The organism is Streptomyces sp. NPDC017943 (assembly GCF_044328425.1).
GTDB lineage: Bacteria > Actinomycetota > Actinomycetes > Streptomycetales > Streptomycetaceae > Streptomyces > Streptomyces djakartensis_A.
Genome location: NZ_JBIRHH010000012.1, coordinates 1 through 14,425, shown reverse-complemented (window position 1 = coordinate 14,425; position 14,425 = coordinate 1). Strand labels below are relative to the sequence as shown.

General features: G+C 71.1%; 11 protein-coding genes and 1 pseudogene. All 12 read left to right on the top strand.

All coding sequences use genetic code 11. The features are described from left to right. Positions 1-63: 63 nt before the first annotated feature. The gene (gene uvrC / locus ACH4C6_RS30665; RefSeq protein ID WP_398111903.1) at positions 64-2,310 is read left to right on the top strand and encodes an excinuclease ABC subunit UvrC; all 2,247 of its coding nucleotides are present in this window, start codon (positions 64-66) and stop codon (positions 2,308-2,310) included. Beyond that, positions 2,307-3,266 (top strand): RNase adapter RapZ, encoded by a 960-nt coding sequence (gene rapZ / locus ACH4C6_RS30660; RefSeq protein WP_398111902.1) that lies wholly within the window; start codon positions 2,307-2,309, stop codon positions 3,264-3,266. The genes uvrC and rapZ overlap by 4 nt, the downstream gene beginning before the upstream one ends. After that, positions 3,263-4,342: a uridine diphosphate-N-acetylglucosamine-binding protein YvcK gene (yvcK, locus tag ACH4C6_RS30655; protein ID WP_398111901.1), complete on the top strand. Its 1,080-nt coding sequence runs from the start codon at positions 3,263-3,265 to the stop codon at positions 4,340-4,342. The genes rapZ and yvcK overlap by 4 nt, the downstream gene beginning before the upstream one ends. Beyond that, positions 4,333-5,322, top strand: coding sequence for a DNA-binding protein WhiA (whiA, locus tag ACH4C6_RS30650; protein ID WP_398111900.1), 990 nt, complete (start codon positions 4,333-4,335; stop codon positions 5,320-5,322). Before yvcK ends, whiA begins: the two co-directional genes overlap by 10 nt. A 150-nt stretch (positions 5,323-5,472) precedes the next feature. Continuing rightward, a complete protein-coding gene (locus ACH4C6_RS30645) occupies positions 5,473-8,424 on the top strand; it encodes a M14 family zinc carboxypeptidase (protein ID WP_398111899.1) in 2,952 nt (983 codons plus the stop codon). A 225-nt stretch (positions 8,425-8,649) separates the two neighbouring features. Beyond that, positions 8,650-9,657, top strand: coding sequence for a type I glyceraldehyde-3-phosphate dehydrogenase (gene gap, locus ACH4C6_RS30640; protein ID WP_398111898.1), 1,008 nt, complete (start codon positions 8,650-8,652; stop codon positions 9,655-9,657). A gap of 145 nt (positions 9,658-9,802) precedes the next feature. After that, the gene (locus tag ACH4C6_RS30635) at positions 9,803-11,014 is read left to right on the top strand and encodes a phosphoglycerate kinase (protein ID WP_398111897.1); all 1,212 of its coding nucleotides are present in this window, start codon (positions 9,803-9,805) and stop codon (positions 11,012-11,014) included. 6 nt (positions 11,015-11,020) lie between these two features. Next, the gene (gene tpiA / locus ACH4C6_RS30630; protein ID WP_398111896.1) at positions 11,021-11,797 is read left to right on the top strand and encodes a triose-phosphate isomerase; all 777 of its coding nucleotides are present in this window, start codon (positions 11,021-11,023) and stop codon (positions 11,795-11,797) included. A 96-nt stretch (positions 11,798-11,893) separates the two neighbouring features. After that, entirely contained in the window at positions 11,894-12,130 is a 237-nt protein-coding gene (gene secG / locus ACH4C6_RS30625) for a preprotein translocase subunit SecG (protein ID WP_369196361.1), read from the top strand. Positions 12,131-12,337: 207 nt separating this feature from the next. Continuing rightward, positions 12,338-12,673, top strand: a complete 336-nt coding sequence (locus ACH4C6_RS30620; RefSeq protein ID WP_078066843.1) for an RNA polymerase-binding protein RbpA — start codon at positions 12,338-12,340, stop codon at positions 12,671-12,673. 130 nt (positions 12,674-12,803) lie between these two features. Further along, the gene (locus ACH4C6_RS30615; protein WP_398111895.1) at positions 12,804-14,063 is read left to right on the top strand and encodes an MFS transporter; all 1,260 of its coding nucleotides are present in this window, start codon (positions 12,804-12,806) and stop codon (positions 14,061-14,063) included. A gap of 69 nt (positions 14,064-14,132) precedes the next feature. Next, positions 14,133-14,425: pseudogene (locus ACH4C6_RS30610) on the top strand (glucose-6-phosphate isomerase); the annotation flags it as partial.

The following is a 14,425-nucleotide window of genomic DNA, read 5'->3' as shown; positions in this document are numbered from 1 at the left end:
CCGGACTCCGGGCAGGACCCGCCGCCCGGCCGCGCTGTCGGTCCTCGCCAGTAGGGTGTGAGCATGGCCGACCCCTCCAGCTACCGCCCGAAACCGGGCGAGATCCCCGACTCGCCGGGGGTCTACAGGTTCCGCGACGAGCACCGCCGGGTGATCTACGTCGGAAAGGCGAAGAGCCTGCGCCAGCGCCTGGCGAACTACTTCCAGGACCTGGCCGGACTGCACCCGCGCACCCGCTCCATGGTCACCACGGCGGCGTCCGTGGAGTGGACGGTGGTGTCCACGGAGGTCGAGGCGCTCCAGCTGGAGTACTCGTGGATCAAGGAGTTCGACCCCCGGTTCAACGTCAAGTACCGCGACGACAAGAGCTACCCGTACCTCGCGGTGACGATGAACGAGGAGTTCCCGCGTGTGCAGGTGATGCGCGGTCACAAGAAGAAGGGCGTGCGCTACTTCGGGCCGTACGCGCACGCGTGGGCGATCCGCGACACGGTCGACCTGCTGCTGCGCGTCTTCCCCGTGCGCACGTGCTCGGCGGGTGTCTTCAAGAACGCCGCCCGCACCGGCCGCCCCTGCCTCCTCGGTTACATCGGCAAGTGCTCCGCGCCCTGCGTGGACCGGGTCTCCCCCGAGGAGCACCGCGAACTGGCCGACGAGTTCTGCGACTTCATGACGGGCCGGACGACCACGTACATCCGCCGCCTGGAGCGGCAGATGGGCGAGGCGGCCGAGGAGATGGAGTACGAGCGGGCGGCCCGCCTGCGCGACGACATCGAGGCCCTGCGGAAGGCCATGGAGAAGAACGCGGTCGTGCTCGCCGACGCGACCGACGCCGATCTGATCGCCGTCGCCGAGGACGAGCTGGAGGCGGCCGTCCAGATCTTCCACGTGCGGGGCGGTCGCGTACGGGGTCAGCGCGGCTGGGTCACCGACAAGGTGGAGGAGATCACCACCGGCGCCCTGGTGGAGCACGCGTTGCAGCAGCTCTACGGCGAGGAGACCGGCGACGCCGTGCCGAAGGAGGTGCTGGTCCCCGCCCTGCCCGACCCGGTCGAGCCGGTGCAGGAGTGGCTGGCCGGGCGGCGCGGGTCGAACGTGTCCCTGCGCATCCCGCAGCGCGGTGACAAGAAGGCCCTCATGGAGACGGTGCAGCGCAACGCCCAGCAGGCGCTGGTGCTTCACAAGACCAAGCGCGCCTCCGACCTGACCACGCGCTCGCGCGCCCTGGAGGAGATCGCCGACGCGCTCGACCTCGACGGCGCCCCGCTGCGGATCGAGTGCTACGACATCTCGCATCTCCAGGGCGACGACGTGGTGGCCTCCATGGTCGTCTTCGAGGACGGGCTCGCCCGCAAGAGCGAGTACCGGCGCTTCCAGATCAAGGGCTTCGCCGGGCAGGACGACGTCCGCTCCATGCACGAGGTGATCACCCGCCGCTTCCGCCGCTACCTGGCGGAGAAGGAGAAGACGGGCGAGTGGACGGACGGAGCCGACACCGGATCGGGTGAGACGCCGCTCACCAGTACGGACGCCCTCGCTGATACGGAGACCCCGGCAGGCCAGGACGCCCTCCCCGCCGCAGGGACCCCGGCTCCAGACACGCTCGCTCAGGCCCCGGACGCCCTCGCCCCGACCCCCGAGGGCCCCGGCACCCCCGAAGAGGCCGCTCCCGACGTGCTCACTGCCTCCGGCGCCCCGGTCGCCCCCGGGGGACTCACCGAGGAGGACGGCCGCCCCAGGAAGTTCGCCTACCCGCCGCAGCTCGTCGTCGTCGACGGCGGCGCCCCGCAGGTCGCCGCCGCCCGGCGGGCCCTGGACGAGCTGGGCATCGACGACATCGCGGTGTGCGGGCTGGCCAAGCGCCTGGAGGAGGTCTGGGTCCCCGGGGACGACGACCCGGTCGTCCTGCCCCGCAGCAGCGAGGGCCTCTACCTGCTCCAGCGGGTCCGTGACGAGGCTCACCGGTTCGCCATCACCTACCAGCGCGCCAAGCGCTCCAAGCGCTTCCGTTCCAGCCCCCTGGACGACGTCCCCGGTCTCGGGGACACGCGCAAGCAGGCGCTCCTGAAGCACTTCGGCTCGTTGAAGAAGCTGAGGGCCGCCACGATCGACCAGATCTGCGAGGTCCCCGGCATAGGCCGCAAGACGGCCGAGACGATCGCCGTCGCGCTGGCCCGCTCGGCCCCGGCCGCACCCGCCGTCAACACGGCGACTGGAGAGATCATGGAAGAGGAACCGGGCACGATGGGTTCCGGTGGGGAGCCCGTGGCAGCGGGCGCCCCGGACGAACGACGGGGGCAGGAGACATGAATGTGAACGAGCACCACGGGCCGGACGAGCAAGCCGGGGACGGAGCACAGGTGAGTACGGGCAAGCCCAACGACAAGGCCCAGGTCCCCGAGCCGGCCATCCCCGAGCTGGTGATCATCTCCGGCATGTCCGGGGCGGGCCGTTCGACGGCCGCGAAGTGCCTGGAGGACCTCGGCTGGTTCGTCGTCGACAACCTGCCGCCCGCCCTGATCCCCACCATGGTGGAGCTCGGCGCCCGCTCCCAGGGCAACGTGGCCCGCATCGCCGTCGTCGTCGACGTGCGCGGCCGCCGCTTCTTCGACAACCTCCGCGAGTCCCTCGCCGACCTGGAGGCCAAGCACGTCACGCGCCGGATCGTCTTCCTGGAGTCCTCGGACGAGGCCCTGGTGCGGCGCTTCGAGTCGGTGCGCCGCCCGCACCCGCTCCAGGGCGACGGCCGCATCGTCGACGGCATCGCCGCCGAGCGCGAGCTGCTGCGCGAGCTGCGCGGCGACGCCGACCTGGTGATCGACACCTCCAGCCTGAACGTGCACGAGCTGCGCGCCAAGATGGACGCCCAGTTCGCCGGCGAGGAGGAGCCGGAGCTGCGGGCCACGGTGATGTCGTTCGGCTACAAGTACGGCCTGCCCGTCGACGCCGACCTCGTCGTCGACTGCCGCTTCCTGCCGAACCCGCACTGGGTCCCCGAGCTGCGCCCCTACACGGGTCTCAACGAGGAGGTCTCGGGCTACGTCTTCAACCAGTCCGGCGCCAAGGAGTTCCTCGACCGCTACACGGAGCTGCTCCAGCTCGTCGCGACCGGCTACCGCCGCGAGGGCAAGCGCTACGTGACCATCGCCGTGGGCTGCACGGGCGGCAAGCACCGCTCGGTCGCCATGTCGGAGAAGCTGGCCGCCCGGCTCGCCGCCGAGGGCGTGGAGACGGTGGTCGTACACCGGGACATGGGACGCGAATGACACCACGTACACCGCGGCTGGGCCGGCTGCGCCGGGTGGTGCCCGAGGGCGGCACCGGGCACCGGGGCGGCCGGCCCGCCGAGGCCCGGGGCGGCCGGCCGCGCCGCCGCGGCGCCCAGCCCAAGGTCGTCGCCCTGGGCGGCGGCATGGGCCTGTCCGCCTCGCTCGCCGCACTGCGCCGGATCACCGGCGACCTCACCGCCGTCGTCACCGTCGCCGACGACGGGGGCTCCAGCGGGCGGCTGCGCGACGAGCTGGGCGTGCTGCCGCCCGGCGACCTGCGCAAGGCGCTGGCCGCGCTGTGCGGGGACGACGACTGGGGCCAGACCTGGGCCCGTGTCATCCAGCACCGCTTCCAGTCGCAGGGCGACCTGCACGAGCACGCCGTCGGCAACCTGCTGATCGTCGCGCTGTGGGAGCAGCTCGGCGACCACGTCCAGGCCCTCGACCTGGTGGGGCGCCTGCTGGGCGCCCAGGGCCGGGTGCTGCCCATGTCGGCGGTGCCGCTGGAGCTGGAGGCCCTGGTCAGGGGCCACGACCCGGCGCGCCCCGACGAGGTCGACACGGTCCGCGGCCAGGCGACCGTGGCCCTCACCCCGGGCGAGGTCCAGTCCGTGCACCTGGTGCCCTGCGACCCGCCGGCCGTCCCCGAGGCGGTCGAGGCCGTCCTGGACGCCGACTGGGTGGTGCTGGGCCCCGGCTCCTGGTTCTCCTCGGTCATTCCGCACCTCCTGGTGCCCGAGCTGCTGGACGCGCTCTCGCAGACCAAGGCCCGCCGGGTACTCTCGCTGAACCTCGCCCCGCAGCCCGGAGAAACCGAGGGCTTCTCCCCGCAGCGTCATTTGGAGGTTTTGGGACGACACGCCCCTAAACTCGCCCTGGACGTGGTGCTGGCCGACGAGGCCGCCGTGCCCGACCGCGACTCCCTGACCGACGCCGCCAAGCGCTTCGGGGCCGCGGTCGAGCTGGCGCCGGTGGCCAGGCCCGACGGGACCCCGAGGCACGACCCGGAGCTGTTGGCCGCCGCGTACGACCGTATTTTTCGGATGCATGGAAGGATCGGCCCATGGCGATGACGGCAGCGGTGAAGGACGAGATCAGCCGGCTCCCCGTCACCCGGACCTGCTGCAGAAAGGCGGAGGTCTCCGCCATCCTGCGGTTCGCCGGCGGCCTCCACCTGGTGAGCGGCCGCATCGTGATCGAGGCGGAACTGGACACCGCGATGGCGGCCCGCCGCCTCAAGCGGGACATCCTGGAGATCTTCGGCCACAGCTCCGAACTGATCGTGATGGCACCGGGCGGTCTGCGCCGCGGCTCGCGGTACGTGGTGCGCGTGGTCGCCGGCGGTGACCAGCTCGCCCGCCAGACCGGTCTGGTCGACGGGCGGGGCCGCCCGATCCGCGGTCTGCCCCCGCAGGTGGTCTCGGGGGCCACCTGCGACGCCGAGGCCGCCTGGCGCGGCGCGTTCCTCGCACACGGCTCGCTCACCGAGCCCGGCCGCTCCTCCTCCCTGGAGGTGACCTGCCCGGGCCCCGAGGCCGCGCTCGCCTTGGTGGGCGCCGCCCGGCGCCTCCAGATCCCCGCGAAGGCCCGAGAGGTGCGCGGCGTGGACCGGGTCGTCGTCCGTGACGGTGACGCGATCGGCGCCCTGCTGACGCGTCTCGGCGCCCATGAGTCGGTGCTGGCCTGGGAGGAGCGCCGGATGCGCCGCGAGGTGCGCGCCACGGCGAACCGGCTCGCCAACTTCGACGACGCCAACCTGCGCCGTTCGGCCCGTGCGGCCGTCGCCGCCGGCGCCCGTGTGCAGCGTGCCCTGGAGATCCTCGGCGAGGACGTGCCCGAGCATCTCGCCGCGGCCGGCCGGCTGCGCATGGAGCACAAGCAGGCCTCCCTGGAGGAGCTGGGCGCCCTCGCCGATCCGCCGCTGACCAAGGACGCGGTCGCCGGGCGGATCCGCCGCCTGCTGGCGATGGCCGACAAGCGCGCCTCCGACCTCGGCATCCCGGGGACCGAGGCCAACCTCAGCGACGAGCTGGCCGACAACCTCGTCGGCTGACCTCACGGACCGTCACCCCGCCGGTGCCGACGCCCACTTGGGTGGTCGGCGCCGGTGTTTCGCGTGTCCGAGGCCCCCTTGACTCGATCATGGTCTGTCATGAGCCTGGCATCTGTTCGCTGCTGTGGCGGACCCACGCTAGGGGGGTTCATGAGACGAAGAGCGAGATCGATCCTCGCTGTCGGCGCGCTCCTGTTCGGCGGAGCGAGCATCGCACCCATCGCCCAGGCACAACCCGGGAGTCCGGCCCCGTCCGACCCGGACGAGGTCAAGGTCTTCCGCGCCGACGTCACACAGAAGCAGGTACCCCTGCTGCTGGCGGCCGGCCAGGACGGCCACGAACTCGGTGAGCGCGTCCCCGAGAACGGCACCGCCACCGTCGAGGTCTACCTGACGGACCAGCAGGCGCGGAAACTGGAGAAGCAGGGCGTCGACCTCACCGAGCACGACCTCACGGCCACGGCCGAGAAGCGCGTCGACGCCGCCGCCGAGGGCGTGTTCCGGCCGTACCGCGGCAAGGGCGGGCTGCGCGAGGAGCTGCTGCGCACCGCCCAGGAGAACCCGGACCTCACCAAGGTCGTCTCCATCGGCAAGACGGTCAAGGGCCAGGACATCCTCGCGCTGAAGCTGACCAAGGGCGCGAAGCGGAGCAAGGACGGCTCCAAGCCGGCCGTCCTCTACATGTCCAACCAGCACGCGCGTGAGTGGATCACGCCGGAGATGACCCGGCGCCTGATGCACCACTACCTGGACAACTACAAGAAGGACCGGCGGATCAAGAAGATCGTCGACTCCACCGAGGTGTGGTTCCTGCTGTCGGCCAACCCCGACGGCTACGACTTCACCTTCGCCGACCCCGCCAACCGCCAGTGGCGCAAGAACCTGCGGGACGTCAACGGGGACGGCACCATCACCACCGGCGACGGCGTCGACCTCAACCGCAACTTCGCCTACAAGTGGGGCTACGACGACGAGGGCTCGTCCCCGAACCCCACCAGCCAGACCTACCGGGGCGCCGGGCCGAACTCCGAGCCGGAGACCAAGGCCCTCGACGCCTTCGAGAAGCGGATCGGCTTCACGTACGGCATCAACTACCACTCCGCCGCCGAACTCCTCCTCTACGGGGTCGGCTGGCAGGTCGCGACGCACACCCCGGACGACGTGCTGTACAAGGCGCTCGCCGGCACGCCCGAGAACTCCGCCGTCCCCGGCTACCACCCGCAGCTCTCCTCCGAGCTGTACACCACCAACGGCGAGGCGGACGGCCACGCGGCGAACGTCAACGGCATGGCGATGTTCACGCCCGAGATGTCGACCTGCCAGAGCGCCTCGGACCTGGACCCGAACGACGAGTGGAAGGCGTCCGACTGCCAGTCGGTGTTCACCTTCCCGGACGACGAGAAGCTGATCCAGCAGGAGTTCGCCAAGAACGTCCCGTTCGCGCTCTCCGTCGCCGAGACCGCCGCGCACCCCGACCGGCCGTCCTCCTCCGTCGGGCTGAAGGCCGCCGACTTCACCCCGGCCGCGTTCGGCACGTCCTACTCCCGCGGCGCCGACCAGGAGGTGTCCGTCGTCGTGCGCAAGTCCGTGCGCGACAAGGAGCTCAAGTACCGCGTCGACGGCGGCCGCACCCGCGACATGGCGCTGCGCCCCTGGAAGGGCGGCGAGACCTACGGCGGAGAGGACAACCTCTACTTCGACGAGTACCGCGCGAAGGTCAAGGACGGCGAGCCGGGCGACGAGGTCGAGGTCTGGTTCACCGGCGAGGCGAAGAACGGCAAGAAGGTCTCCAGCGACCACTTCACCTACACCGTCGCCGAGCGGCCCCGCGCGGACGCCCTCGTCGTCGCCGAGGAGGGCGCGACCGCGACCCAGGCCCAGAAGTACGTCGACGCGCTCAAGGCCAACGGCCGCAGGGCGCTCGTCTGGGACGTGGCCCGGCAGGGCGCGCCCGACGCGCTGGGCGTGCTGAGCCACTTCGACACCGTCGTCCACTACACCGGCGCGAGCACCCCGGGCGTGGCCACCCAGCTGCAGCTGCGGGCCTTCCTCAACGAGGGCGGCCGGCTGATCGAGGCGGGCGAGCAGGCCGGCGGCAGCGTCGACCTCGGCGGCGCCCTGTCGAACGACTTCAGCCAGTACTACCTGGGCGCCTACACCCGCACCTCCACCCCCGGGGCCACCGCCTTCACCGGCTCCGGTGAACTGGGCGACGTCACCGCCCCGCTCGGCGCGGCACCCGGCAACCCGCTCGACAAGGCGGGTACCTACAGCGTCACCTCCGACGAACTGCCCGTCGCGCAGTACCCGCAGTTCGCTAGCAAGGGGGCCGGGCAGTTCGCCGGGACCGTCAATCCGTACGGTCCCTACGCGGGCAGCGGGATGGCCGCCGCCGTCCACACCGACGACGCCTACAAGCGCCTCGGCCGCACCGTGGACCTCGGCGGCACCACCGCCGCGGAGCGGCCCACGCTGCGCACCCAGCTGCTGTGGGACACCGAGGCCGGCTACGACCACGTCGTCGTCGAGGCGCGCACCGCCGGCGCCGACGACTGGACGACCCTGCCCGAGAAGGGCGGCGCGACCAGGAGCACCGTGCCGACCGAGTGCGAGGGCGGGTTCTACATCGGCGAGCACCCCTGGCTGAAGCACTACCTGACCCAGGGTGCCGACGGCTGCACCGCCACCGGCACCACCGGTGCCTGGCACAGCCTGACCGGCTCGTCCGGCGGCTGGCAGCAGGTGGAGTTCGACCTGAGCGCCTACGCGGGCAGGACGGTCGAGCTGTCGATCGCCTACGTCACCGACCCGGGCACCGGCGGGCGCGGTGTGCTCGCCGACAACGCCTCGCTCGTCGTCGGCGGCGCGGCCAAGGACACCGAGGGCTTCGAGACCTCGCTCGGGGCCTGGGAGGTCACCGGACCGCCCGAGGGCAGCCCGGCCGTCCTCAAGGACTGGGCGCGCACCGGCGCCCTGTTCCAGACGTACGGCGCCGTCACCACGGACGACACCGTGCTGCTGGGCTTCGGCCTGGAGCACGTCACCGCGGCGGCCGACCGGGCGGCGCTGATGAGGAAGGCACTGGCCTCCCTGGACGTGTGACACCCCGGTCGGCGGGGACCCGGACCGTGGGCGGGATCGGCTGATCCCCCTTCGGCGGTGGGCGGTCCGTACCCCTACTGGCGGGTACGGACCGCCCTGCCGTGTATGAGGCATCTGGATGTCACCACCCGGGCTCCAGGGAGGTAGGGTCGTAGGCGGTCGGGGACATCCCAAACAGAGCTCGCCGGCACCTCATGGCCGGCGTACCAACGAGGAGATCGGTTCGTGACGATCCGCGTAGGCATCAACGGCTTCGGCCGCATCGGTCGTAACTACTTCCGCGCGCTGCTGGAGCAGGGTGCAGACATCGAGATCGTGGCTGTCAACGACCTGGGTGACACCGCGACCACCGCTCACCTGCTGAAGTACGACACCATCCTCGGCCGCCTCAAGCAGGAGGTCACGCACACCGAGGACACCATCACCGTCGGCGGCAGGACCATCAAGGTCCTCGCCGAGCGCAACCCCGCCGACATCCCCTGGGGCGAGCTGGGCGTCGACATCGTCATCGAGTCGACCGGCATCTTCACCAAGAAGGCGGACGCCGAGAAGCACATCGCGGGCGGCGCCAAGAAGGTCCTCATCTCGGCTCCGGCCAAGGACGAGGACGTCACCATCGTGATGGGTGTCAACCAGGACACGTACGACCCGGCGAACCACCACGTCATCTCCAACGCCTCCTGCACCACCAACTGTGTGGCGCCGATGGCCAAGGTCCTCGACGAGAACTTCGGCATCGTCAAGGGCCTGATGACGACGGTGCACGCGTACACGAACGACCAGCGCATCCTGGACTTCCCGCACAAGGACCTGCGCCGCGCCCGTGCCGCCGCGGAGAACATCATCCCCACCACCACGGGTGCCGCCAAGGCCACCGCGCTGGTCCTGCCGCAGCTCAAGGGCAAGCTGGACGGCATGGCCATGCGCGTGCCGGTCCCGACCGGCTCGGTCACCGACCTGGTGCTGGAGCTCGGGCGCGAGGTCACCAAGGAAGAGGTCAACGCCGCCTTCCAGAAGGCCGCCGAGGGCGAGCTGAAGGGCATCCTCGAGTACACCGAGGACCCGATCGTCTCGTCCGACATCGTCAACGCCCCGGCGTCCTGCACCTTCGACTCCTCCCTGACCATGGTCCAGGAGGGCAAGAACGTGAAGGTCATCGGCTGGTACGACAACGAGTGGGGCTACTCCAACCGCCTCGTCGACCTCACCGTCTTCGTCGGCAACCAGCTCTGATCGAATAGACCAGGCACCACGGTGTGAGAGCAGGGCTCGGGCAGCGCGCGGTCGCGCCGTCCGAGCCCTGACGCACGTACAGATCAGAGCTGTTCGATCACGAGCGCTTACGAGCGCTCACGAGCTCTTTCAGGAGTCCCCTTTCATGAAGACGATCGACGAACTCCTCTCCGAGGGAGTGGCGGGCAAGCGGGTCTTCGTCCGCGCCGACCTGAACGTCCCGCTGGACGGCACGACCATCACCGACGACGGCCGCATCCGCGCGGTGCTGCCCACGGTCGAGGCCCTCGCCGCGGCGGGCGCCCGCGTGGTCGTCGCCTCGCACCTGGGCCGTCCCAAGGGCACCCCGGACCCGGCCTTCTCCCTGGCCCCGGCCGCCGCGCGCCTCGGTGAACTGCTCGGCGCCGACGTGGCCTTCGCGACCGACACGGTCGGCGAGTCCGCCCAGGGCGTCGTCGCCGGCCTGGCCGACGGGCAGGTGGCCGTCGTGGAGAACCTGCGCTTCAACGCCGGCGAGACCAGCAAGGACGACGCCGAGCGCGGCGAGTTCGCGGACCGGCTGGCCGCCCTCGCCGACGTCTACGTCGGTGACGGCTTCGGCGCGGTGCACCGCAAGCACGCCTCGGTCTACGACCTCCCGGGCCGCCTGCCGCACTACGCCGGCCACCTCATCGCCACCGAGGTCGGTGTCCTCAGGAAGCTCACCGACGACGTCAAGCGCCCCTACGCGGTCGTCCTGGGCGGCGCCAAGGTGTCCGACAAGCTGGCCGTCATCGACCAGCTGCTCGGCAAGGCCGACCGCCTGCTCATCGGCGGCGGCATGGTCTTCACCTTCCTCAAGGCCAAGGGCCACGAGATCGGCACGTCCCTGGTCCAGGAGGACCAGCTCCCGGCCGTCCGGGAGTACATCGAGCGCGCCGAGAAGAACGGCGTCGAGCTGGTCCTGCCCGTGGACGTCGTGGTGGCCCCCGAGTTCCCGGACCTGAAGACCAAGGCACCGGCGCAGCCCAGCACCGTGGCCGCCGACGCCATGCCGGGCGGCCAGATGGGGCTGGACATCGGCCCCGAGTCCCGCAAGCTGTACGCATCGAAGATCGCCGACGCCGCCACCGTCTTCTGGAACGGCCCCATGGGCGTCTTCGAGCACCCCGATTTCGCCGAGGGCACCAAGGCGGTCGCCCAGGCTCTCCTCGACTCCCGGGCCTTCACCGTGGTCGGCGGTGGCGACTCCGCCGCGGCCGTCCGCATCCTGGGCTTCGACGAGAATGCATTCGGCCACATCTCGACCGGTGGCGGCGCCTCCCTCGAATACCTCGAGGGCAAGACGCTCCCCGGCCTCGCCGCACTGGAGGACTGACCCTTTATGAGCACGCGCACGCCGCTGATGGCGGGCAACTGGAAGATGAACCTCAACCACCTCGAGGCCATCGCGCACGTCCAGAAGCTCGCCTTCGCCCTGGCCGACAAGGACTACGAGGCCGTCGAGGTCGCCGTCCTCCCGCCCTTCACCGACCTGCGCTCCGTGCAGACCCTGGTCGACGGCGACAAGCTCAAGATCAAGTACGGTGCCCAGGACATCTCGGCCCACGACGGCGGTGCCTTCACCGGTGAGATCTCCGGCCCCATGCTGGCCAAGCTGAAGTGCACGTACGTCGCCATCGGCCACAGTGAGCGCCGCCAGTACCACGCCGAGACCGACGAGCTGGTGAACGCCAAGGTCAAGGCCGCCTACAAGCACGGCATCACCCCGATCCTGTGCGTCGGCGAGGAGCTGGAGGTCCGCGAGGCGGGCAACCACGTCTCCCACACCCTCGCCCAGGTCGAGGGCGGTCTGAAGGACCTCCCCGCCGAGCAGGCCGAGACCGTCGTGGTCGCCTACGAGCCGGTGTGGGCCATCGGCACCGGCAAGGTCTGCGGCGCCGAGGACGCCCAGGAGGTCTGCGCGGCGATCCGCGGCAAGATCGCCGAGCTGTACTCGCAGGAGCTGGCCGACAAGGTCCGTATCCAGTACGGCGGCTCCGTGAAGTCGGGCAACGTCGCCGAGATCATGGCCCAGGCCGACATCGACGGCGCCCTGGTGGGCGGTGCCTCGCTGGACGCCGACGAGTTCGTCAAGATCGTGCGCTTCCGCGACCAGTGAGTATGCGCTAACGGCGATTCGTCGTACCCTTGCGGGGTCCAGCGCCGTGCTGGGCCCCGCGTCGTCCGTCCGCATTCCGAGGAAGTTGGTCCAGCCGTGGTTTTGGGGTTCTCGATCGCCCTGATCGTCTTCAGCCTGCTGCTGATGCTGCTGGTGCTGATGCACAAGGGGAAGGGCGGCGGCCTCTCCGACATGTTCGGTGGCGGCATGCAGTCCTCCGTCGGCGGCTCCTCGGTCGCCGAACGCAACCTCGACCGGATCACCGTGGTGATCGGTCTGCTGTGGTTCGCGTGCATTGTCGTGCTCGGCATCCTGATGAAGATGAACAACTGACCGAGCGGCACTCCGCACGGACTCGTACGTAAAGCCCCATGTCGGGTACGCGCAGGTGAGCGCGGCCTATCATGGGGCTTGCGTCTAGGGGTGAGGGTTGTAACTCCAATCACTGGACGCGCGTTGGGCCTTACGTAGACTGAGGCGCTCGCAGCGAAGCGGAACGCCGAATCGCTTCGCGGCACCATCACGCAGGGAGTTACGACCGTGGCAAGTGGCAACGCGATCCGGGGAAGCCGGGTCGGGGCGGGGCCGATGGGCGAGGCCGAGCGCGGCGAGTCCGCGCCGCGGCTGCGCGTCTCCTTCTGGTGCTCCAACGGACACGAGACCCAGCCGAGCTTCGCCAGCGACGCGCAGGTGCCGGACACCTGGGACTGTCCCCGCTGCGGCTTTCCGGCCGGCCAGGACCGGGACAACCCCCCGGACCCGCCGCGCACCGAGCCCTACAAGACGCACCTGGCGTACGTCCGGGAGCGGCGCAGCGACGCGGACGGCGAGGCGATCCTCGCCGAGGCGCTGGCCAAACTGCGGGGCGAGATCTAGAAGTCGACACCGGCCGGGCACCCACAGGTGCCCGGCCGGATCTGCCTGAGGCCCTCGGCCCCGGCCGGTTGTCAGTGCCACCCCCTACGGTGTGCGCATCGGATGAACCGGAGGGGGAGCGGTCGTCACGGTGGAGGCGGGGCAGGCCCGTGCGCCCGCATGGCGCGGCAGTTTCGGGCGGCTGTGGAGCGCGGCGGTGCTGTCCAGTTTCGGGGACGCGCTGCGCACGTCCGCGCTGCCGCTGCTCGCCGTCACCCTGACCGACGAGCCGCTGCTCGTCGCCTCCGTCACCGCCTGCGGCTACCTGCCCTGGATCGTCTTCGGCCTGCTCGGCGGGGCCGTCGCCGACCGGGTGGACCAGCGGCGCGCGATGTGGACGGTCGACGCGGTGCGCGGCCTGTTGACCGGCGCCTTCGCCGTGGCCGTCGCCCTCGGCCACGCCTCGATCGGCCTGCTCGTCGCCCTGGCCTTCGCGCTCACCACCTTGCAGACCCTCTTCGACAACGCGGCCACGGCCCTCCTGCCCGACCTGGTCGACCGGGACGCCCTGGGCAGCGCCAACGCCCGGCTGATGACCGGCCAGCGCATCGTCGGCGGCCTGCTCGGGGGGCCCGTGGTGCCGCTGCTGCTCGCGGCGGGGGCGGCGGTGCCGTTCGCGGCGGACGCCCTCACCTACCTGGTGGCCGCCGCCCTGATCGCCTCCCTGCCCGCCGCCCGGTCCGAGCGGGCACCGCGGCCTGCGGGCAGCACCCTGCGCGGCGAGATCGCCGAAGGTCTGCGCCACCTCCGGCACGACGGCCCGCTGCGCGGACTGTGCGCCGCCACCGCCCTGTGCAACATCGGCATGGGCGGCCTGCTGGCGCTGCTCGTCGTCCTCGTCACCGACTGGCTGGGAGCGGGGCCCGCGGGCTACGCGGCGGCCGGCACCGCGTTCACCGTGGGCAGCCTGACCGGGGGAGTGCTGAACGGCCGGATCGTGACGCGGCTCGGCCGCCTGCGCTCCGTGCTGCTCGCCGGGGCGGTGCAGACCGGCGCCCTGGTCCTCATGGGCACCGTGCGCAGCCTGGCCGTCCTCGTGTGCGCGCTGGCGGTCTTCGGGTTCATGGGCATGGTGTGGAACGTCAACACCACGACCCTGATGCAGGAACGCGCCCCGGCGGGCATGCTCGGCCGGGTCAGCTCCGCCTTCCGGACCCTCGCCCTCGCCGGAGTGCCCCTGGGCGCACTGCTGGGCGGGGCCGCCGCCACCTTCTGGGGACCCAGTACCCCGCCCCTGCTGACGGCCGCCTTCTTCGTCTTGTCCGTCCTCGCACTGATACCGGCGCTGCGCGCGGACGTATCTGTCGTCGAGCCGGACCCCGGCGCCACGGCGACCGACGTCACGCGCTGATCAATTAGGTTGGGACCGGCAGCGGGGCAAGGTACGCAGGCAGGACAGGAAAGAAGGCTGAAGACCGGGATGAACGCAGACGGCCGTACCAGGCTCAACCAGACGCCCGAGTGGACCGCACTGGCCCAGCACCGCGAGGAACTCGGCGGCGTCGGGCTGCGCGAGCTGTTCGCCGCCGACTCCGGCCGCGGCAGCGCCTACACCCTGCGCGTGGGCGACCTGTACATCGACTACTCCAAGCACCTCGTCACCGACGACACCCTGCGGCTGCTGCGGGAACTGGCCGTGGCGACGGACGTGTTCGGGTTGCGGGACGCCATGTTCCGCGGTGAGCGGATCAACACCACGGAGAACCGGGCCGT